The sequence below is a fragment of the Methylocystis parvus genome (assembly GCF_049675845.1).
Lineage (GTDB): Bacteria > Pseudomonadota > Alphaproteobacteria > Rhizobiales > Beijerinckiaceae > Methylocystis > Methylocystis parvus_A.
Genome location: NZ_CP187161.1, coordinates 799,581 through 816,909 on the forward strand (window position 1 = coordinate 799,581; position 17,329 = coordinate 816,909).

Consider the following 17,329-nt stretch of genomic DNA (forward strand, 5'->3'; position numbering starts at 1 on the left):
CCGGTCCAATTAAAGATTGCTTACGCCCGGGTCCGAAAGGAAAAGAGCGATCATAGTTTATCGCCATCGTAAACAACGAGCCGGGGGCGCGACCGGGCGGATTTGGCAAACGGAAAAGGCTGGACATTCGAAGCGCTTGCGGGGGCGTGGGCCGCCTCGATCACGCGCAGCGAAATCAGTTCCAGAGGACCGGCCCGCAATTGGCCAAGCCATTCGGGTTGGTAAACGGGAGAAAGCGCGCCGAGCACCCGAGAGTGCGTCTTTCCGAAGTGGCGAAGCGGGAGGAGCAGCAGCTCTAGCTCCAGCAGCGAATGGCCTTCGATATAGGTTTTCACCCCGGCGACCACGGGGACAACTCCGTCGACGACAGTGGTGACGGCCGAGCCGACGCTGCGCCGGTCCGCCGGCTGCCAGAATTCGATAAAAGATCGCCCCTTCTGTTCGCGCATCCAGAGCGCGTTGACCCGCCCGCCCGAGAGACGCAACGGGAACTGGGCCTCGGCGTCGACTTCGAGAATGAAGGTGTCGGCAAGTATGTTCTTTATCGCGCCCGGATCGATATCCGCGCGGTCGGGCGCCAATCTCTCGCCCTTCAATTCGCTCCAGTAAGCGAACAAGTCCTTGCTTACCTGCTGTCTCATGCTTCGCCCGCCGTAAATCACCGGCCCCATGACCCGTATTGAAACGGCTCCTCGTCATCGGGGGCCTCATGCGGCGTCAACAGCAGCGGGCGTGCCATCGGTTAACGAAATTAACCCTTTTTCAATGCTCTCCTTGCCGGAAACGTCGCCCTGTGAGACCTTGTTCTCATGCCGGGACGTTGAGGGGGAGATGCTCCGACCCCTCGAAGACAACCGGCAAGTTATGAACCAATAAGAACAAATTTGACTTGTTGCTTTTGCCAAGCGAAGGGAAAGAGACAAGAGGGGGGACGTTTGCTCCGACGTTCCCCCTCCCCTGTTCCACCCCGGTCGCCGACCCTCTCCTCAGCCACGACCGTTTCATAAATCGCTCGACGACGAGCGGGTTTTGTCCCATTGCGGGACGCTGGCCCCTCTAAGTTAATCCGCACCAGAAAAGGGCCGTGAGGAAATCGTGAGCGCCGACAGGGAACCCATTCTCAATCTGCCCGGCGTGGTGACCGCCCTTCTTGGCGTCATGTTCGCAATCCAGCTCTTCGCGGGCGTCGCCCCGAAGGGACTCGTCTACGCGGTCTATGACGCCCTGTCCTTCGTGCCCTTGAGACTGAGCTTCGCGCTTGCGCCGCAGACGGTTCTCTCCTCTCTCGCGGATGCGGACGCGCTCGGCGGCGCGGCGCAAGAGCAAATCGCCGCGACGCTGAATGGCGGCGGCGCCGTCTATCTCACGCTGCTCACCTACGCCTTTCTGCATGGCGGCTGGACGCACCTGGCGATCAACGGGCTGACGCTCGCGGCTTTTGGCGCTCCCGTGGCGCGGCGGCTCGCGCCCGCGCGCTTCCTCGCCTTTTTCGCGGCCTGCGCCGTGGCGGGCGCGCTGGCGCATTTCGCCTTTCATCCCCTCGACGCGGCTCCTGTTGTCGGAGCCTCCGCAGCGATCTCAGGAACCATGGCCGCGATCGTGCGTTTCGCCTTTACCCCCGGCGCGCGGCTGGGCGACAACGGCGCAATAGACGGACGGGAAGCGACGACCGCCTCCCTTTCGCAAATCGGCGAGAATCGTCAGGCGATGCTTTTTCTAGTCGTCTGGTTCGGCGCTAACTTCCTCCTCGGCGCCCTCCCCGCGGCGTCGGGCTCCTCCGAGCCCGTGGCGTGGGAAGCGCATATCGGAGGTTTTATGTTCGGTCTTCTAACCTTCGGCGCCTTTGAACCCTGGGCGCGACGCGGGTGAACGCGGTTTGCAGGAGTCCGCGACTCTTGCAAACAGGCATGCGTTCCAGAGCGTCTCGCCATCAGCCGCCCCGCCGCAAGCGCGATAGCAAAATCGCGCGCGGGGCTTTGGGTTTTGGGGGTCGCCGAGGAGGAAGCCATGACCGTTGCAATGATCCTTTCCGAAAAAGGTCGTCACGTCGTCACGTCGCCGCCGACGTTATCGCTACGCGAAGTGGCGCAGGAACTCATCCGCCACGGCATCGGCGCGCTCGTCATCGTGGATGGCGACGGCACAGTGATGGGCCTCATCTCCGAGCGTGATCTCGTCGCGGCCATCGCGGCCTTCGGCCCTCAGGCGCTCGACTCGTCCGTCGCCGAGCACATGCACAGCAATCCTGTGTCGGCCCATGAGAACGACACGGTCGACTCCACCATGCAGACCATGACGCTCGAGCGTCGGCGCCACCTTCCCGTGTTGCGGGAAGGCCGCCTCGCCGGCCTCGTCTCGATAGGCGATGTGGTGAAATACCGCATCCGCGTGATCGAGGAGGAGCACCGCTCCATGCGCGAATATATCGCGCAGGCTTGAAGCGGCGATCTTCGCTCGCGTGGCCCCCACGCGAGCGAGCCCCCGCGATCAGGCCGTGGCGCCCGGAATCGGGATATGGGCGAAGATGTTGGGGAGCGCGCGCTTGGCCGCCTGCCGCCCGACGCTGATCAGCTGATCGGCCTTGTGGAAGTCGAACATGCCGATGTCCTCCATCCGCGCCGTGATGGTGGCGTCCGGCGGGTCGCCCGCGAGGCGCGACCGCAAAATGCGATCCTGAATGATATTGAAGGCGTCGATCATCGCCGTCGCGACATTGGGCGCGTCGCCCGCGTGCCGGTCGAAATATCGCGGCAGAATCCGGTCCACGAAAGAGACGTCGGGCTTCTCTCCGAAAGGCCCAGCCTCCGCCGCCTTCTTCTGCGCCGCCGGATCGTCGCGGATCACGCGGGCGCGATACATCGTGTCCGCCGTGACGTTGACGGCGATGACGAACTCGGCGCCCATCGCGCGACAAACCGTGACCGGCACGGGATTGACGAGCGCGCCGTCGAAGAGCCAGCGGTCGCCGATGCGCACCGGCTCGAAGATGCCGGGCAGCGCGTAGGAGGCGCGGATGGCCTGGGCGAGCACGCCGCGTTGCAGCCACACCTCATGGCCCGTGCCGACCTCGGTCGCGACCGCCGCAAATGGGATGGACACATCCTCGATATTGAAGCCCGCCAGCTCCTGCTCGAGCGCCGATTTCAGCCGCTCCCCCGTGATGAGGCTTGCGCCGGAGAAAGAAAGATCCATCAGCGTGAAGACGCGCCGCCGCGTCAGCGAGCGGGCGAATGCCTCGATGGCGTCGAGCCTGCCGGCGGCGTAGCAACCGCCGACGACCGCGCCGATAGAGGTGCCAGCGACAATGTCCGGCTGAATGCCATGCTCGGCGAGTTCGCGCAGAACGCCGATATGCGACCAGCCCCGCGCGGCCCCGGCGCCGAGCGCCAGACCGATCAACGGTTGTCCGCGTCGGCGCGTAGGCTTGTCGCCTTCCGCGCCGTCGACGACGGCGGGCGGGCTGGAGTCGACATTCATATCAGAGCCGCTCATCGCGTCGCGAGACTCGCTGGTGACGGAATTATCCGTGCGTCGTAGCAGCGATAACATTGCATTATTCCTGCTTGTTCGTCTCTCTACCCAACATTTCGATTTTATGTAGGAGCGAGGCTGCTCTCGGAAAATGTCCAGAAGGTTAACCTTATTTCATACTGCCGAGTTTCTTGTTGCGCGCTGCACAACGGGAAAAGAAAAGGCCCGGCTGATGAGACCGGGCGCGCAGTCTGGGAGGAAAAGAGCATCAACTCATGCAGCGACGGCGCGCTCACGCCGCAATGCGCAATTTTTTCGGCGGCTCAATTTCGAGCTGCCACAGCGCGAGAACGGATGTGGCGATCGCTTCGATGGACGACAAGGTCTTGCGATTGAGCGCCTCGCGCGGAAACATGACTTTGTATTCCCGCTCGACCGCCATCAGCAGGCGCACCGCATCAAAGGACGTCATGCCCAGCTCATAGAGATTGGCCTCGGGCGAAAGCGGTTGCGCGTCGATCCGGGTTTCCTGCTCGATCAGGCGCTGAATGGTGGCGAACATCTTGGCTCTCCCTGCCGCTTTTTGAATTTCGATGCTGAGAGAGTAGCGAAGGGGAATCTTTATCGCCGTGCGAAAGCGCACGCGGCGATTCATTCGCTGAAGACGAGACGCCGCGCGTCGCCCTCGGTCACGAGCTTGCGGTAGAAACAGGACTTGCGTCCCGTATGGCAGGCTTTGCCGTCGCCGCCCGCCTCGACCATGAGCTGGATCGCGTCCTGGTCGCAGTCGACGGACAGCGAGATCACGCGCTGCACTTGGCCCGACGTGTCGCCCTTGCGCCAGAGCGAATTGCGCGAGCGCGACCAGTAATGCGCCACGCCCGTCTCGACCGTCTTGTCGAGCGCGAGCTGGTTCATATAGGCGACCATGAGGATTTCCCGCGTCGCGGCCTCGACCGTCACGCAGACGATGAGGCCGTTCGCGTCGAAGCGGGGGGTGAACGCGCCCCCCTCTTCCAGCTCCTTCGAGCCCGCCATCAGCGCGCGCCGCGCAGCAGCGTATAGAAATGCGCCTGCTGTTTCGGATCGTCCTGGAAGACGCCGGAGAACTGCACCGTGACGGTTGACGAGCCCTGCTTCAGCACGCCACGCATCGACATGCACATATGCTCGGCCTCGATGAGCACAGCGACGCCGCGCGGATTGAGGTGCGTTTCGATCGCGTCGGCGATCTGCGCCGTCATCGCCTCCTGCGTCTGCAGGCGCTTGGCGAAGACGTCGACGAGACGCGCGAGCTTGGAAAGGCCGACGACCCCGCCTGTCGGATAATAGGCGATATGCGCCTTGCCGACGAAGGGCACGACATGGTGCTCGCAATGCGAGGTGAAGGGGATGTCGCGCACGAGCACGAGGTCGTTGTAACCCTCGACCTCCTCGAAGACGCGGGACAGCACTTCGTCGGGGCTCTCGCCATAGCCCTTGAAGAATTCCTCATAGGCCTTCACGACGCGGCGCGGCGTCTCGAGAAGGCCCTCGCGGTCCGGGTCGTCGCCGGCCCAGCGCAGCAGCGTGCGAACGGCCGCCTCCGCCTCCTCGCGACTGGGGCGCTCCAATGACTTTGGCGCCGTCTCCTCGGCATGGGCGGCGGCGGGTTCGGAAGTGGTCACAGCGTCGATGCGGTCTTCTTCGAAACTTGGGCGAACGGGAAAGGTCTTAACCACGTCATCCATGTGGCGCCTCCAACAATCGCGTCGCAAAACGCGCAACGCGGGACCCCCATGCGGTCAAGACGCATGGGACTTACCTCAAATTTCGCCCTTCCGACAGTCGAGAAACCGCGAGAATTCGAGACTTCGCCTGAGTCAATGCAAGAAATGCGGCGCCTCGGCGTTGCGCCGGGAGCGCGCTTTCGCCACGCCCCTCGCCTAGCTATATAGAGTGGAGCGGGAGCGAAGGTAAGCCCCGCGCCAGAGCCCGCGCTGAACGATGCTCGATAAGGTCTACAACGCCAAAATCCTGGAACTTGCCGGGAACATCCCCCGCCTCGGCCGGCTGGAGCGCCCAGACGCGACCGCCAAGGGCTACTCCAAGCTCTGCGGCTCGACGATCACGGTGGACATCACTCTGCATGACGGGAAAGTGGCCGATTACGCGCATGAGTTGAAAGCCTGCGCGCTTGGCCAGGCTTCCGCCTCTATCATGGCCCGGAACGTCGTCGGCTCGACGCCGCAAGAGCTGCGGGAGGCCCGCGAAGCCCTGCGCAGGATGCTGAAGGAGAACGGCCCGCCGCCCGAGGGCAAATGGGCCGATCTCGCCGTGCTCGAGCCCGTGCGGGACTACAAGGCCCGCCATGGGTCGACGATGCTGGCCTTCGACGCCGTGGTGGATGCGCTGGAGAAGGCCGAGGCGGAACGGTCATAGCTCGTCGCGGGACGGCAGGTCCGGGGAGACGTAATTGAACAACAATACATCTGAGTTGTCTCCTGCAAATGGAGCGACAACTTCAAAGTCTTGTCCCGTTGGAGACATTTCTTTCGCCAGATCGGTTTCCGACTTCAAAGAAGAAGACCTCGAGAGCTTCCACCCTGTGCATGGCCACGACCTGGCGACGATCAAGGAACTCGGCATCGAGCTTCATGGCAGCAGGGACTGTCGGATTTTCGTTCAGGACCCGACCGCTCCCGTGGGACGGATTATTATTCACAATCACAAACCCGGTAACATATTCGTTTTCGGTAGAAGCAAATATCCGCCGCGAACATATATCGTCATCAGGGCCGCTGGCGCCAATACACGCGTCTTCTTTCCACAAATCGTGGATTTCATGCGCTTCCACGACATATATTTGCGCTCAAGCAACCAAACCTTCTATGTCGGCCCAAAGACGACGGTGGTTGGTTGCAGGGCCGAGATCGAGGGCGAAGGTAGAAGCGTCGTCATCGGCGACGACTGCATGTTCAGCGACGAAATTAATATCCGAAACTACGACATGCACACGGTCTTCGACGTCGAAAGCGGGGCGATCCTCAATCGGCCGCCCAAGGACTTGGTGATCGACAAGCATGTCTGGATCGGCTACCGCGCCCTGATCCTTGCGCCCGAGCGCATCGGCCGCGGCAGCATCGTCGGCGCGAGCAGCCTCGCCAATAAACCCATCGAACCGTTCAGCCTGGCCGTCGGGGCGCCCGCGAAAATCGCCAAGCGCGGCGTGAGTTGGTCGAGGCCCGTAAATCATGTCGAGCCGCGCGACCTCCAATTCGCGCGCGAGGAATCGGCGCGCCTTTCATAGGCCGGGCTTTGCCCGATCGACGAAAGCGCCCTAGCCTCGCCGCCCCGGCTGCGCCTAACCTGCGGCATGTCCGCCCCACCGATTCGCATCCTCGGCATCGACCCCGGCCTTAGAAACACCGGCTGGGGCGTGATCGAGACCCAGGGCTCGCGCCTCTCCTTTGTCGCCTGCGGGCGCGTGAAGTCGGATGGCGCGCTCGATATGGGCAACCGGCTACGGCAGCTTCACGAAGGGCTGATGCAGGTCATCGCCGACTACCAGCCCGATGAAGCGGCGGTCGAGGAGACTTTCGTCAATCGCGACCCACAATCTACGCTGAAGCTCGGACAGGCGCGTGGCGTCGCGCTGATGGCGCCGGCTTTGGCCGGGCTGGAAATCGCCGAATACGCCGCGAACCTCGTGAAAAAGACCGTCGTGGGCGCCGGCCACGCTGAAAAGACTCAGGTGCAAATGATGGTCCGCGTGCTGCTGCCCACCAGCCAGGCGTCGAGCGCCGACGCCGCAGACGCGCTGGCCGTCGCCATCTGCCACGCCCAGCATCGCGGCGCGCGGGCGCTGAAGGCGGCGCTCGCGTGAGGCGCTACGCACTGCTCCTCGGCCTCGCCGCCGCCCCTGCCCTCGCCGCGTCCGTCGACAAGGACTCGCCGGTCGGGCGATATGCGCTGGACGCCGCCGCCTGCAAGGCGAAAGACCATTTTGTGACCCTGACCGAGAGCGAGGCGCGGATGCCGACTTTCGGCTGCAAGGGCGTCGATTACGACCAGACAGAAAACAAGGACGGCCGCGCCGTCTACAAGGCGACGGCGAAATCGTGCGTCGGGGAAGAGTCGGCCAAGCCGCACAAGGCGACCTTCACCCTCGTCCTCGACCCCGCCGGTCTGCAATTCCTCTGGGCCGACAACTCGAAGAGCGCGGTCCTCACCCGGTGTGCGCCATGATCGGCAAGCTCAAGGGCCTGATCGACAGCTATGGGGAAGATTTCGTCATCATCGACGTCAATGGCGTCGGCTATGTCGTCCATTGCTCGGGCCGCACGCTGCAAAAGCTGCCGCGCCCCGGCGAGGCGGCCGCGCTCGCCATCGAGACGCAGGTGCGCGAAGACGCGATCAGGCTCTTCGGTTTTTCCAGCGAGAGCGAGCGCGACTGGTTCCGCCTCTTACAGACCGTGCAGGGCGTCGGCTCCAAGGTGGCGCTCGGCATCCTCTCCATCCTGTCGTCCGGCGAACTAGGCTCGGCCATCGCGACGCAGGACAAGGCGATGGTCGCCCGCGCGCCGGGCGTCGGGCCGAAGCTCGCAGCCCGCATCGTCGCGGAACTGAAGGACAAGGCGCCGGCTTTCGGCTCGGTCGATCCGGTGGTGGCGAAGCTCGCGGGGGAAGACGAAGAGGCGAACGCGCCCTCCTCCCTGCACGACGCGATTTCGGCGCTGGTGAATCTCGGCTACGGACGCCCGCAGGCCGCCGCCGCTGTTGCGGCGAGCGTCAAGGCGCTGGGCGAAGGGGCCGAGACCGGCGCCCTGATCCGGCAGGGGCTCAAGGAGCTTGCGAAGGCATAAACGGCGTGGAGCCGTCTTTTCCCGCTTCCACAAGTTTAACGTCTTCGGGCTAAGCTTTGCCGCGTTGAAGCTTCCTCAGGGTTCTCAAATGAGCTTGTCCGCCGACAACAAGCCCACCTCCATTCTGGCGTTCATCGCGCAGAGAATCCGGCAAGACCTTCAATTTTCTCGTATTTTCCTGGTCGACTTCGCCGCCTCCGCTTCCTACGCCGCGACGACGCTCATCCTGCTGGGCCTCGCCGACCCTACGGAAGGCGGCGTCCGGTCGCTGCTTTTTGCGGCGCTGGGGTGGGCGCTGTTCTTCGTCCTGAAGGTCCTGCTCGTCGTCTATCTGGAGAAGCGCGGCGGCGATGCGCGGGAGTTTGTTGGCTCGGAGACGCTGGTGACGAGCGGCGTCTACGCCTGGTCGCGCAACCCCGTCTATGTGATGTCGTTTATCCAGAGCCTTTGCTGGTCGATCGGCCTCGTTGGCCTCGGCCTGAGCGGCCACCCCTATGGCGGTCTCGCCCTCCTCGCGGCGCCGACGCTGCTCTATGGCCATTGGTGGGGCATGGACCAGCTCATCGTTCCCCATGAAGAGGCGGCGCTGCGCGCGAGACACGGCGAGGCCTTCGCCGCCTATTGCGCCCGGGTGAACCGTTGGTTTGGTCGGCGCGGCTAAGGCGAGGAGCGCCCGCTGGGGCGCTCCCGATAGCCTATTCGACGCGCACGTTCACCCGCTTCGTGCGGACCTCGCCATCGGGAAACATAATCCGGAAGACGAACGTATCGTCCCCGACATAGCCGCGCGCCGGACGATAGCGAATGGTCGTTCCCGACAGCGGGCGGTCATTGCAATGGGCGTAAGGTTCGCCCTCCTCGAATGCGATCTCGCCTTTCCGCTTGATGATCGCAACCCGCCCGTAGCGCGGGCTCTCGAGCACCCATGCGCGGGAATCGCCGGTCTTGCGGCATTGGGCGGAGGTCGTCGAAAACGGGCCGAGCAGAACGCCGCCGTCGCGGTCGACCTGCGCCTCGACTGTCTCGTAGGCGTCGCCGCTCAAAAGCTCGCCTGAGCCGGCCAGGGCCGGAGCGGCGCCAAGAATAGACAGCCCCGCCGCCGCGACAGACCTTAGAAAGCCCCTATGCATCATCGTCCCCTCAGCAAGGTTGCCGTTTTGATCTCGACGAAAAGCACGGTACACACGATCGACCCGACGATTCGTGTGGGAGCGCACCCGGCGGCGACGCCGCGCCTTGGAGCCCCGGCAAAACTGGATCACGCTTGAGCAATCCCCGCCTAGTCAGCCCCGAACAGCGCGACGACGACACGGATTCGAGCCTGCGCCCGCTGACCCTCGCCGATTTCACCGGACAGGAGGCGGCGCGCGCCAATCTCAAGGTGTTCATCGAGGCGGCCAAGACGCGCGGGGACGCGCTGGACCATGTGCTGCTCGTCGGCCCGCCGGGGCTGGGCAAGACGACGCTCGCCCAGATCGTCGCGCGCGAACTTGGCGTCAATTTTCGCTCGACCTCCGGCCCCGTCATCGCCAAGGCGGGCGACCTCGCGGCGCAGCTCACCAATCTCGAGCCGCGCGATGTGCTGTTCATCGACGAGATCCACCGGCTGAACCCGGCCGTGGAGGAAATCCTCTACCCCGCCATGGAGGATTTTCAGCTCGACCTCATCATCGGCGAAGGCCCGGCCGCGCGCTCGGTGAAGATCGACCTCGCGAAATTCACCCTTGTCGGCGCGACGACCCGCGCCGGCCTGCTGACGACGCCGCTGCGCGACCGTTTCGGCATTCCCGTGCGGCTGAATTTCTATACGCCGCAGGAGCTGGAGCTGATCGTCAAGCGCGGCGCGCGTGTGCTCGGGATCGGCATGAACGACGAAGGCGCCCGCGAGATCGCGCGCCGCTCGCGCGGCACCCCGCGCATCGCCGGGCGACTCTTGCGCCGCGTGCGGGATTTCGCCGTGGTGGAAGGGATCGCGACCATCACGCGCGAGCTGGCGGACCGCTCGCTCTCGCTGCTCGAAGTCGATTCCATTGGCCTCGACATCATGGATCGCCGCTATCTCGACATGGTGGCGCTGAATTTCGGCGGCGGGCCGGTCGGCATCGAAACGATCGCCGCGGCGCTCTCCGAGCCGCGCGACGCCATCGAGGACATTATCGAGCCCTACCTGCTGCAACAGGGTTTTTTACAGCGGACGCCTCGCGGGCGACTGCTGACGCCGCACGCCTTCCGGCATTTGGGACTGGCGGAACCGGCGCGACCAGCGGGGCAGTTCGGATTGTTTGGGGACGAAGCGGATTGAGCCCCGCGCCGGGGGCGCCACTCAGCTTGCCGTCGCCACGTAATACATCAACCCGAGAAACAGCATGGCGGCGATGATTTCGACAACGCGATTGGCGGCTTCGGCGATATGTTCGAATGGCGTTTTCATGTCGTCACTCCAGTAATCGTATGGGCCGTCTTGGCGAAAACTCCAGCCTCCGACCCGGAGGCTAGGCCCCGACCCTTAGCTAATCATTGCAATTGCCATGATGGCCCGGGCATATGGCTAGAGATGCGCTAAAGCGCACATCGCAATTCGAGCGAGAGCCTTCATGACCGCCGCCCACACAATGCCCGTCCGTGTTTACTGGGAGGACACCGACGCCTCCGGGCTCGTCTATCACACCTCCTATGTCCGCTTCATGGAGCGCGGGCGCACGGAACTCTTGCGCACGCTCGGGCTCGATCAGCGACCCCTGCTTGAAGGCTCGGCGGGCGCGCCGACCTTCTTCGTCGTGCGCGCCATGCAGCTCGACTTCATGCGGCCTGCGGTGATGGACGATCTGCTGAGCGTGGAGACGCGCGTTCTCGAGCTCGGCGGCGCCTCGCTGACCCTCGATCAGCGCGTTTTACGAGGGGAAGAGAAGCTGGTAACGGCGACGGTCAAGGTCGTCTGCGTCGAGGCGGGGCGCGCCAAGCGCCTGCCGCCGGACGTGCGCGAGAAATTCCTGCGCGCGCACGCCAGGGCGGCGGCGGACTGACGTTACATCCGCCTCAACCGCGAGAGATAGGCGTGGTGCGGGAAGTTCAGGAAAGACCAACTGAATTCCTTCACGTAACCCGGGGCCAGGCCTCCTGCGATCTCCGCATGCCGCTTCGGCAAATCCGCCCAATGCCCGCTCGGATCGAGATGGTGCGCCGTGTGGTAGCCGAGATTGCCGCTGACCGCGTTATACCCGGCGTGCAAGGTGTTATTCGCCAGCGCCATCGGATCGGCGCCCCTCTCGTCGCAGCCGTAATGGTTCATGTAATCGACGTAGCGGGTGCAGAAGACAACGGCGAGATACCACGGAACCAGGATCAACCCGGTCAATGCGGGACGCCAGACGGCGAGCGTGACGACGAATGTTGCGAACAAGAATTGCTCGGCGAACGCCCAGCGATAATTGATCGGCGAATTCAGATTATTGCGGACGCCTTTGTCGAACGCTTCGACGAAAGGCGCCACCATGCTGGGCCAGAGAGAACGAAAGCAAAAGCCGACCGCATCGATGACCGAGTAAGGCGCGCTCAGATCGGCGCCCGCCGCGCGATAGGCGGCGTCCCTGCCCGCATGATGGCCATGCACATGCTGGATGCGCCAGTTCGATGCGGTGATCCCGGTCGCCGCGCCAAGCAGAAAATCGAGGAGGAGATTGACCGGCCGCGACGTCGTGAAGGGGCGATGCACGTGCCAGTGCAGAAGATAATTCACGCGCCCGTCGACCGCGGTGAACAGGGCGATATAGGCCCCCGCCTGCGCCACCGTGAAATCGAAGACGAAGGGAATAAAGAAAAGCGCTGGCAAGACCATCGACAGGACGATCCCCACAGCGTCTTCGCGACGGCAAAATCCGGCCGCGGCCCACCGATCAAATAAAGAATCGAAAATCGCCATAAGAGCTGTCCAATCCGGAAAATAGCGCACAGGTTTTTTCATCCGCGCAGCTTTGTCAAAGTCGCCTGCAAGCCCGCAAACGGCAAAGTTCCGGCCTCTCCACCAATCCTTAACCCTTACCGCTTGTTAACGCTTCCGGGATAAGTATCATTGTGCGGCGCACCCGCAGCCCCAGAAAGGGCGAAATTGCGGGGAATAAGGGGCGTCGCTATTTGCGAAGTGCGCGCCCAACTCCGCTTCAAGGACAAATCATGAATCCGACCGACATCGCCGCGACCGCCGCCGGGGCCGCTCCCGTCGCCGACATCACCATCTGGAGCATGTTCTGGGGCGCGCACATCGTCGTGAAAATCGTGATGGTGGGCCTGCTGCTCGCCTCCGTCTGGTGCTGGGCGATCATCATCGACAAAACCCTGCTTTTCTCGCGCATGCGCCGCGCCATGGACCGTTTCGAGGAGAGCTTCTGGTCCGGCAATTCGCTGGAGGAGCTTTACGCCAAGCTCTCCGAGCGCCCGACCTCCGGCATGGCGACGCTCTTCGTCGCCGCGATGAAGGAATGGAAGCGCTCCTTCCAGGGCGGCGCCTCCGCCAGCTTCATGGGCCTGCAGGCGCGCATCGAGAAAGTGCTCGACGTCTCCATCGCCCGCGAGGTCGAGAAGCTCGAATCGAACCTGCTGGTGCTGGCGACGGTCGCCTCGGCCGGCCCCTTCGTCGGCCTTTTCGGCACGGTCTGGGGCATCATGACCTCGTTCCGCTCCATCGCGGCCTCCAAGAACACCTCGCTCGCCGTCGTCGCGCCCGGCATCGCCGAAGCGCTGCTCGCCACCGCCATCGGGCTCTTCGCCGCCATCCCCGCGCTTATCGCCTACAACAAGATGCAGGGCGACGTGGCCCGCGCACAGGCGCGCATGGAGAGCTTCGCGGACGAATTCTCCGCCATTCTCTCCCGCCAGATCGACCAGCACGCCGCCAACCGCGACCGGGCGGCCTGATCCATGGGCGCTTCCGTTTCCGCTCCCGGGCGCAAGGGCGGACGTCGCCGCCGCGGCGTGCCGCGCTACGGCGCCATGGCCGAGATCAACATGACGCCGTTCATCGACGTCATGCTGGTGCTGCTCATCATCTTCATGGTCGCCGCGCCGCTGCTGGCGACAGGCGTCGCCGTCGATCTGCCGCAGACCAAGGCCGGCGCGCTCAATATCGACCAGAAGCCGGTCTCCGTCGCCATCGACGACAAGGGCCAGATCTTCCTGATGGATCAGCCCATCGAGATCGGACAGCTCCTCGACAAGCTGAAGGAGACGACGAAGCAGGGCTTCGACGAGCGCATTTATGTGCGCGGCTCCAAGGCGGTGAATTACGGCCGCGTGGCCGAAGTCATGTCGCTCGTCACCACGGCGGGCTACAAGAAAGTGGCTCTGGTGACGGAGCAGGAGAAGAAGTGAGGCTCCGATGAGAGTTTCGCGCTCCGAGCCTGGCGTTGTCATCTCCTCCGCGGCCCATGCGGGCCTGCTGGTGGCGGCGCTCGTCTTGTTCTCGGACGCGAACAGGTTCGAAGACGTTCAGGAGCCGGTTCCCGTCGAGATTGTCACCGAGGAGCCCGTCACGCAGGTGACGAAGGGCGCGAAGTCGGCGCATGTGGCGAAGCCCGCCCATCGCGCCGACAAGGTCGCCAGGGAGCCGGAGGCCAAGCCCCATCCGCCGCTCGCGGAAGCGAAGAAGGACGTGCCTGTCCCGCCGCCGCCCCTGAAACGCCTCCCTGACCCCGGCGAGGACGACAAGCCCGAGCCGATCCCGCCCAAGCGCGTCGCCGCCCTGCCCCCGGCGCCCGAGCCGCCGACGCGCCCCGTGGAGAAGCCCGAGCCGCCGAAGCCTGTCGAAAAGCCGGCCGAGGCGAAGCCCGCGCCGACCCCGCCCATGAAGCCCAAAGCCGCCGCGCCCGAAAAAGCGCCTGACGAGCCGAAGGAGGCCGAGGTTATCAAACCGAAGCCGCCCGTGCGTCCGAAGCCCGAAAAGGAGCCTCAGAAGGAGGCGAAGGAGACGCCGAAGCCCGAGAAGCGACCGGAGCCTGAGAAAAAGCCGGAGCCTGAGAAGAAGTCCGAGAAGGCGGAGGCGAAGGCCGATTCGAAAGAGGATGTGAAGCCCGCTCCGGATAAGCCGCGCCTGAAGGTCGACGACGTGGCGAAGCTGCTCGCTTCAAAGAAGGCCGAAGAAAAGCCCGCCAAGGATAAGGCTGCAAAGGCGGAGAACAACGCCGAAGGCGAAGCGGCCGAAAAAAGCGTGAAGGGCTCGAAGCCGAAAACCGGCGACGAGACCGCGCCGAAGTCGAAATTCGACGCGGCGAGCATTTCGAACCTCCTGAGCAAGGAGGCGCCGCAGCGCCGCGCCGCGACCGACAAGGAAATCCGGACGGCGTCGATCGGCTCGCCCGAAGGCGCCGCGCCGAAACTGTCGGCGTCGATGGAGGCGCGCATCGCGTCCTTTATCCACGATCATTATCATCCCTGCTGGGCCTCGGCGCTCTCGCTCGGCGGCGCCACTTTCGCCCCGGTCGTGGAGTTCCACCTCTCGCGCGACGGCGCCCTGGAAGGACGCCCGCGCCTCGTGAACCCCTCCGCGAACCCCGTCGAGCAGGCCCGCGGCGAACAGGCGCTGCAAGCCGTGCGCCGCTGCAGCCCGATGCGCATCCCGACGGAGTTCATGCCTTATTACGAAGAAGCGCTGCATGAAGTGACCATCCGCTTCCAGGATGCGAATTGATGCGCGCGATGGGCTCTCTCAAATCTCGCCCGGCTCCCTCTCCCCGCATGGCGGGGAGAGGGTTGGGGTGAGGGGCGAGCCACGATGACGCACCCAGCTTTTCGAGCACAGGCCGCCAGGACGAACATTGCCTCTGTCGCCCGCCCCTCACCCCCGCCCTCTCCCCGCAAGCGGGGAGAGGGAGTCTGATAACGGACCGCACATGACCCGCCTCATCACTCGCCGAGCCGCCGCCGGCCTCATCGCCAGCGCCGCTCTCGCGCCTTTCGCGCCCGCACGCGCCGGCCGCATCATCGACCTCAAGGGCGGCGGCTTCCAGCCGATCAACATCGCGATCGCGCCTTTCGTCGGAGACGAGGCGGCGCGCACGATCACGTCGGTCACTCAGAACAACTTCAAGCGCTCGGTCTTCCTGCATCCCGTTGACGCCAATGTCGGAGAAGGCGGCTCGCCGGACCAGCCGAATCTCGACGCCTACAAGACCGTCAATGCGCAATTCGTGCTCACTGGCCGCTCGGCGCGCGCGGGCGACGGCCGGCTCAAGACGGAGTTCCGCCTTTTCGACGTCACGACCGGAGAGCAGGTGGCGGGCCAGCAATATGTGACCGAAGCCTCGAACATGCGCCGCGTCGCGCATCTCCTGTCCGACGCCGTCTTCTCGCGCGTCACGGGTGAGAAGGGCTTCTTCGACACGCGCATCGTCTTCGTCGACGAAAGCGGCCCGAAGGACAAGCGCCGCAAGCGCCTCGCCATGATGGATCAGGACGGCGCGAACGTCCGCTACCTGACGCGCGGCGACGAACTGGTCGTCACCCCGCGCTTTTCGCCTTCCTCGCTCGACGTCACTTACATGGCGTTCAATGACGACGGCGATCCCAAAGTGCTGCTGATGAATATCGAGAACAGCCAGCGCGAGGTCGTCGGCAATTTCCCCGGCATGACGTTCTCGCCGCGCTTCTCGCCCGACGGCCAGAAGATCATCATGTCGCTGTCGCAGGGCTCGTCGACAAACCTTTACACGATGGACCTGCGCTCGCGCACGACGACGCGCCTGACCGACACGAGCGCCATCGACACGGCGCCGTCCTACTCGCCGGACGGCTCGCGCATCGTGTTCGAGAGCGACCGCGGCGGCTCGCAGCAGATTTACGTCATGGGCGCGCATGGCGGCGAAGCGAAGCGCATCTCCTTCGGCGGCGGTCGCTATTCGACGCCGGTCTGGTCGCCCAAGGGCGACTACATCGCCTTCACCAAGCAGAACGGCGGCAACTTCGCCATCGGCGTGATGAAGACCGACGGCTCGGGCGAGCGCATCCTCACCGAGGCTTCCACAACGAAGGGCCGACCTGGGCGCCGAACGGGCTGTTCCTGATGTTCTTCCGCGAAAGCGGCGGCGCGGGCGGGCCGAAGATCCATATGGTGGACGTTTTCGGCCGCTCCGAGACGCTGGCGCCGACGCCGAATTATGCGAGTGACCCGGCCTGGGGGCCGTTGCAGGATTGAGGCGAGCGAGCGTGCTAACTCTTCCGCATGACCAAACCCGTCCGCCTCGATGAAAGCTGGAAGAAGCATCTCGCGGCCGAATTCGAGAAATCCTATTTCGCCGAGCTTCGGGAATTCGTGCGCAACGAATACGCCGCTTCGACGGTCTATCCGCCTGCCGCGCAGATCTTCCGCGCGTTCGACGAATGCCCGTTCGACAGCGTGAAGGTCGTCATTTTAGGCCAGGACCCCTACCATGGTCCCGGGCAGGCGAACGGCCTCTGCTTTGCGGTAGGCGCGAATGTGCCGCCGCCGCCGTCGCTGCAAAACATCTTCAAGGAAATCGAGGCCGATCTCGGCCATCCCGTCTCGCGCGATCCTGATCTCTCGCGCTGGGCGAAACAGGGCGTGCTGCTGCTGAACGCAACATTGACTGTGCGCGCGTCGCAGGCGGGATCGCATCAGAACAAGGGCTGGGAGCATTTCACCGACGCCGCCGTGCATGCGCTCTCGCGAGAGCGCGAAGGCATCGTGTTCATGCTGTGGGGCTCCTATGCGCGGCGCAAGGGCGCGGGGATCGATCGCAAAAAGCATCTTGTGCTGGAATGCGCGCACCCATCGCCGCTCTCGGCGCATAACGGATTCTTCGGCTGCAAGCATTTTTCGAAGGCGAATGACTATCTCGCCGCGCATGGACAGGCGCCGATTGAATGGTGACTTGCGGCTAGACGTTCGATATTCGCGTTGCTGAACCGCCCCCCACCCCTGCCCCTCCCCGCCACTCCGTGGGGGGAGGGATGATGTGGCGTCGTGGGGGATCATCACGGAGCAGTACTGCGCGCCTGGCTTGCGA

Annotated in this window: 22 protein-coding genes and 1 pseudogene; 15 read left to right on the plus strand and 8 right to left on the minus strand. The window is 64.2% G+C overall.

The window, feature by feature from the left end; all coding sequences use genetic code 11:
• Positions 1-50 precede the first annotated feature (50 nt).
• Positions 51-671, minus strand: coding sequence for a PAS domain-containing protein (locus ACPFMJ_RS04335; RefSeq protein WP_424362634.1), 621 nt, complete (start codon positions 669-671; stop codon positions 51-53).
• Positions 672-1,095: 424 nt separating this feature from the next.
• Here ACPFMJ_RS04335 and ACPFMJ_RS04340 point away from each other — a divergent pair, with 424 nt between their 5' ends.
• Positions 1,096-1,869 (plus strand): rhomboid family intramembrane serine protease, encoded by a 774-nt coding sequence (locus tag ACPFMJ_RS04340; protein ID WP_424362635.1) that lies wholly within the window; start codon positions 1,096-1,098, stop codon positions 1,867-1,869.
• A gap of 138 nt (positions 1,870-2,007) precedes the next feature.
• The gene (locus ACPFMJ_RS04345; RefSeq protein WP_424362636.1) at positions 2,008-2,439 is read left to right on the plus strand and encodes a CBS domain-containing protein; all 432 of its coding nucleotides are present in this window, start codon (positions 2,008-2,010) and stop codon (positions 2,437-2,439) included.
• A gap of 48 nt (positions 2,440-2,487) precedes the next feature.
• Here ACPFMJ_RS04345 and ACPFMJ_RS04350 read toward each other — a convergent pair whose 3' ends face one another.
• From ACPFMJ_RS04350 to folE, 4 genes are all read right to left on the minus strand, one after another.
• Complete coding sequence (locus ACPFMJ_RS04350) at positions 2,488-3,477, minus strand: patatin-like phospholipase family protein (protein WP_424363786.1); 990 nt, start codon at positions 3,475-3,477, stop codon at positions 2,488-2,490.
• Positions 3,478-3,763: 286 nt separating this feature from the next.
• The gene (locus tag ACPFMJ_RS04355; protein WP_424362637.1) at positions 3,764-4,033 is read right to left on the minus strand and encodes a phosphopantetheine-binding protein; all 270 of its coding nucleotides are present in this window, start codon (positions 4,031-4,033) and stop codon (positions 3,764-3,766) included.
• Positions 4,034-4,122: 89 nt separating this feature from the next.
• Positions 4,123-4,509: a phosphoribosyl-AMP cyclohydrolase gene (gene hisI, locus ACPFMJ_RS04360; protein ID WP_424362638.1), complete on the minus strand. Its 387-nt coding sequence runs from the start codon at positions 4,507-4,509 to the stop codon at positions 4,123-4,125.
• Entirely contained in the window at positions 4,509-5,201 is a 693-nt protein-coding gene (gene folE / locus ACPFMJ_RS04365) for a GTP cyclohydrolase I FolE (RefSeq protein WP_424362639.1), read from the minus strand. Before folE ends, hisI begins: the two co-directional genes overlap by 1 nt.
• 256 nt (positions 5,202-5,457) lie before the next feature.
• Here folE and ACPFMJ_RS04370 point away from each other — a divergent pair, with 256 nt between their 5' ends.
• Positions 5,458-5,892: an iron-sulfur cluster assembly scaffold protein gene (locus ACPFMJ_RS04370; RefSeq protein WP_424362640.1), complete on the plus strand. Its 435-nt coding sequence runs from the start codon at positions 5,458-5,460 to the stop codon at positions 5,890-5,892.
• A gap of 82 nt (positions 5,893-5,974) precedes the next feature.
• On the opposite strand, the gene ACPFMJ_RS04375 is transcribed toward ACPFMJ_RS04370, so the two are convergent.
• The gene (locus ACPFMJ_RS04375; protein WP_424362641.1) at positions 5,975-6,307 is read right to left on the minus strand and encodes a hypothetical protein; all 333 of its coding nucleotides are present in this window, start codon (positions 6,305-6,307) and stop codon (positions 5,975-5,977) included.
• A gap of 9 nt (positions 6,308-6,316) precedes the next feature.
• Between ACPFMJ_RS04375 and ACPFMJ_RS04380 the strand changes: the two genes are divergently transcribed.
• The 5 genes from ACPFMJ_RS04380 (at position 6,317) to ACPFMJ_RS04400 (ending at position 8,976) form a co-directional block, all read left to right on the plus strand.
• On the plus strand, positions 6,317-6,760 hold the full coding sequence (locus ACPFMJ_RS04380) for an acyltransferase (protein ID WP_424362642.1): 444 nt from the start codon (positions 6,317-6,319) through the stop codon (positions 6,758-6,760).
• Positions 6,761-6,826: 66 nt separating this feature from the next.
• The gene (gene ruvC, locus ACPFMJ_RS04385; RefSeq protein ID WP_424362644.1) at positions 6,827-7,336 is read left to right on the plus strand and encodes a crossover junction endodeoxyribonuclease RuvC; all 510 of its coding nucleotides are present in this window, start codon (positions 6,827-6,829) and stop codon (positions 7,334-7,336) included.
• Positions 7,333-7,698: a hypothetical protein gene (locus ACPFMJ_RS04390; RefSeq protein ID WP_424362645.1), complete on the plus strand. Its 366-nt coding sequence runs from the start codon at positions 7,333-7,335 to the stop codon at positions 7,696-7,698. The genes ruvC and ACPFMJ_RS04390 overlap by 4 nt, the downstream gene beginning before the upstream one ends.
• Entirely contained in the window at positions 7,695-8,315 is a 621-nt protein-coding gene (ruvA, locus tag ACPFMJ_RS04395) for a Holliday junction branch migration protein RuvA (protein WP_424362646.1), read from the plus strand. The genes ACPFMJ_RS04390 and ruvA overlap by 4 nt, the downstream gene beginning before the upstream one ends.
• A gap of 88 nt (positions 8,316-8,403) precedes the next feature.
• Positions 8,404-8,976 carry a methyltransferase family protein gene (locus ACPFMJ_RS04400; RefSeq protein ID WP_424362647.1) on the plus strand — a complete coding sequence of 191 codons (573 nt, stop codon included), beginning with the start codon at positions 8,404-8,406 and terminating at the stop codon, positions 8,974-8,976.
• Positions 8,977-9,010: 34 nt separating this feature from the next.
• Here ACPFMJ_RS04400 and ACPFMJ_RS04405 read toward each other — a convergent pair whose 3' ends face one another.
• A complete protein-coding gene (locus ACPFMJ_RS04405) occupies positions 9,011-9,448 on the minus strand; it encodes a hypothetical protein (protein WP_424362648.1) in 438 nt (145 codons plus the stop codon).
• Positions 9,449-9,579: 131 nt separating this feature from the next.
• On the opposite strand from ACPFMJ_RS04405, the gene ruvB reads away from it, so the two are divergent.
• Positions 9,580-10,617 carry a Holliday junction branch migration DNA helicase RuvB gene (gene ruvB / locus ACPFMJ_RS04410; RefSeq protein WP_424362649.1) on the plus strand — a complete coding sequence of 346 codons (1,038 nt, stop codon included), beginning with the start codon at positions 9,580-9,582 and terminating at the stop codon, positions 10,615-10,617.
• A gap of 292 nt (positions 10,618-10,909) precedes the next feature.
• Complete coding sequence (gene ybgC / locus ACPFMJ_RS04415; RefSeq protein WP_424362650.1) at positions 10,910-11,338, plus strand: tol-pal system-associated acyl-CoA thioesterase; 429 nt, start codon at positions 10,910-10,912, stop codon at positions 11,336-11,338.
• 2 nt (positions 11,339-11,340) lie between these two features.
• Here ybgC and ACPFMJ_RS04420 read toward each other — a convergent pair whose 3' ends face one another.
• A complete protein-coding gene (locus tag ACPFMJ_RS04420) occupies positions 11,341-12,168 on the minus strand; it encodes a fatty acid desaturase (RefSeq protein WP_424362651.1) in 828 nt (275 codons plus the stop codon).
• 317 nt (positions 12,169-12,485) lie between these two features.
• On the opposite strand from ACPFMJ_RS04420, the gene tolQ reads away from it, so the two are divergent.
• From tolQ to ung, 5 genes and pseudogenes are all read left to right on the plus strand, one after another.
• Positions 12,486-13,226 carry a protein TolQ gene (tolQ, locus tag ACPFMJ_RS04425; RefSeq protein ID WP_424362652.1) on the plus strand — a complete coding sequence of 247 codons (741 nt, stop codon included), beginning with the start codon at positions 12,486-12,488 and terminating at the stop codon, positions 13,224-13,226.
• Positions 13,227-13,229: 3 nt separating this feature from the next.
• Complete coding sequence (locus ACPFMJ_RS04430; RefSeq protein ID WP_424362653.1) at positions 13,230-13,679, plus strand: ExbD/TolR family protein; 450 nt, start codon at positions 13,230-13,232, stop codon at positions 13,677-13,679.
• A gap of 7 nt (positions 13,680-13,686) precedes the next feature.
• On the plus strand, positions 13,687-14,994 hold the full coding sequence (locus tag ACPFMJ_RS04435; RefSeq protein ID WP_424362654.1) for a cell envelope biogenesis protein TolA: 1,308 nt from the start codon (positions 13,687-13,689) through the stop codon (positions 14,992-14,994).
• 202 nt (positions 14,995-15,196) lie between these two features.
• A pseudogene (tolB, locus tag ACPFMJ_RS04440) lies at positions 15,197-16,497 on the plus strand (Tol-Pal system beta propeller repeat protein TolB).
• Positions 16,498-16,524: 27 nt separating this feature from the next.
• Positions 16,525-17,193, plus strand: a complete 669-nt coding sequence (ung, locus tag ACPFMJ_RS04445) for a uracil-DNA glycosylase (RefSeq protein ID WP_424362655.1) — start codon at positions 16,525-16,527, stop codon at positions 17,191-17,193.
• The last annotated feature ends 136 nt before the right edge of the window (positions 17,194-17,329 follow it).

What these genes read in the sequence shown, in the direction of transcription:
- hisI (WP_424362638.1), bottom strand. Translation starts at nt 4,509, where the DNA reads ATGGCGGGCTCGAAGGAGCTGGAAGAGGGGGGCGCGTTCACCCCCCGC.
- ung (WP_424362655.1), top strand. Translation starts at nt 16,525, where the DNA reads ATGACCAAACCCGTCCGCCTCGATGAAAGCTGGAAGAAGCATCTCGCG.
- ruvA (WP_424362646.1), top strand. Translation starts at nt 7,695, where the DNA reads ATGATCGGCAAGCTCAAGGGCCTGATCGACAGCTATGGGGAAGATTTC.
- folE (WP_424362639.1), bottom strand. Translation starts at nt 5,201, where the DNA reads ATGGATGACGTGGTTAAGACCTTTCCCGTTCGCCCAAGTTTCGAAGAA.
- ybgC (WP_424362650.1), top strand. Translation starts at nt 10,910, where the DNA reads ATGACCGCCGCCCACACAATGCCCGTCCGTGTTTACTGGGAGGACACC.
- ACPFMJ_RS04430 (WP_424362653.1), top strand. Translation starts at nt 13,230, where the DNA reads ATGGGCGCTTCCGTTTCCGCTCCCGGGCGCAAGGGCGGACGTCGCCGC.
- ACPFMJ_RS04355 (WP_424362637.1), bottom strand. Translation starts at nt 4,033, where the DNA reads ATGTTCGCCACCATTCAGCGCCTGATCGAGCAGGAAACCCGGATCGAC.
- ruvC (WP_424362644.1), top strand. Translation starts at nt 6,827, where the DNA reads ATGTCCGCCCCACCGATTCGCATCCTCGGCATCGACCCCGGCCTTAGA.
- ACPFMJ_RS04405 (WP_424362648.1), bottom strand. Translation starts at nt 9,448, where the DNA reads ATGATGCATAGGGGCTTTCTAAGGTCTGTCGCGGCGGCGGGGCTGTCT.
- ACPFMJ_RS04435 (WP_424362654.1), top strand. Translation starts at nt 13,687, where the DNA reads ATGAGAGTTTCGCGCTCCGAGCCTGGCGTTGTCATCTCCTCCGCGGCC.
- tolQ (WP_424362652.1), top strand. Translation starts at nt 12,486, where the DNA reads ATGAATCCGACCGACATCGCCGCGACCGCCGCCGGGGCCGCTCCCGTC.
- ACPFMJ_RS04345 (WP_424362636.1), top strand. Translation starts at nt 2,008, where the DNA reads ATGACCGTTGCAATGATCCTTTCCGAAAAAGGTCGTCACGTCGTCACG.
- ACPFMJ_RS04350 (WP_424363786.1), bottom strand. Translation starts at nt 3,477, where the DNA reads ATGAATGTCGACTCCAGCCCGCCCGCCGTCGTCGACGGCGCGGAAGGC.
- ACPFMJ_RS04370 (WP_424362640.1), top strand. Translation starts at nt 5,458, where the DNA reads ATGCTCGATAAGGTCTACAACGCCAAAATCCTGGAACTTGCCGGGAAC.
- ACPFMJ_RS04335 (WP_424362634.1), bottom strand. Translation starts at nt 671, where the DNA reads ATGGGGCCGGTGATTTACGGCGGGCGAAGCATGAGACAGCAGGTAAGC.
- ACPFMJ_RS04400 (WP_424362647.1), top strand. Translation starts at nt 8,404, where the DNA reads ATGAGCTTGTCCGCCGACAACAAGCCCACCTCCATTCTGGCGTTCATC.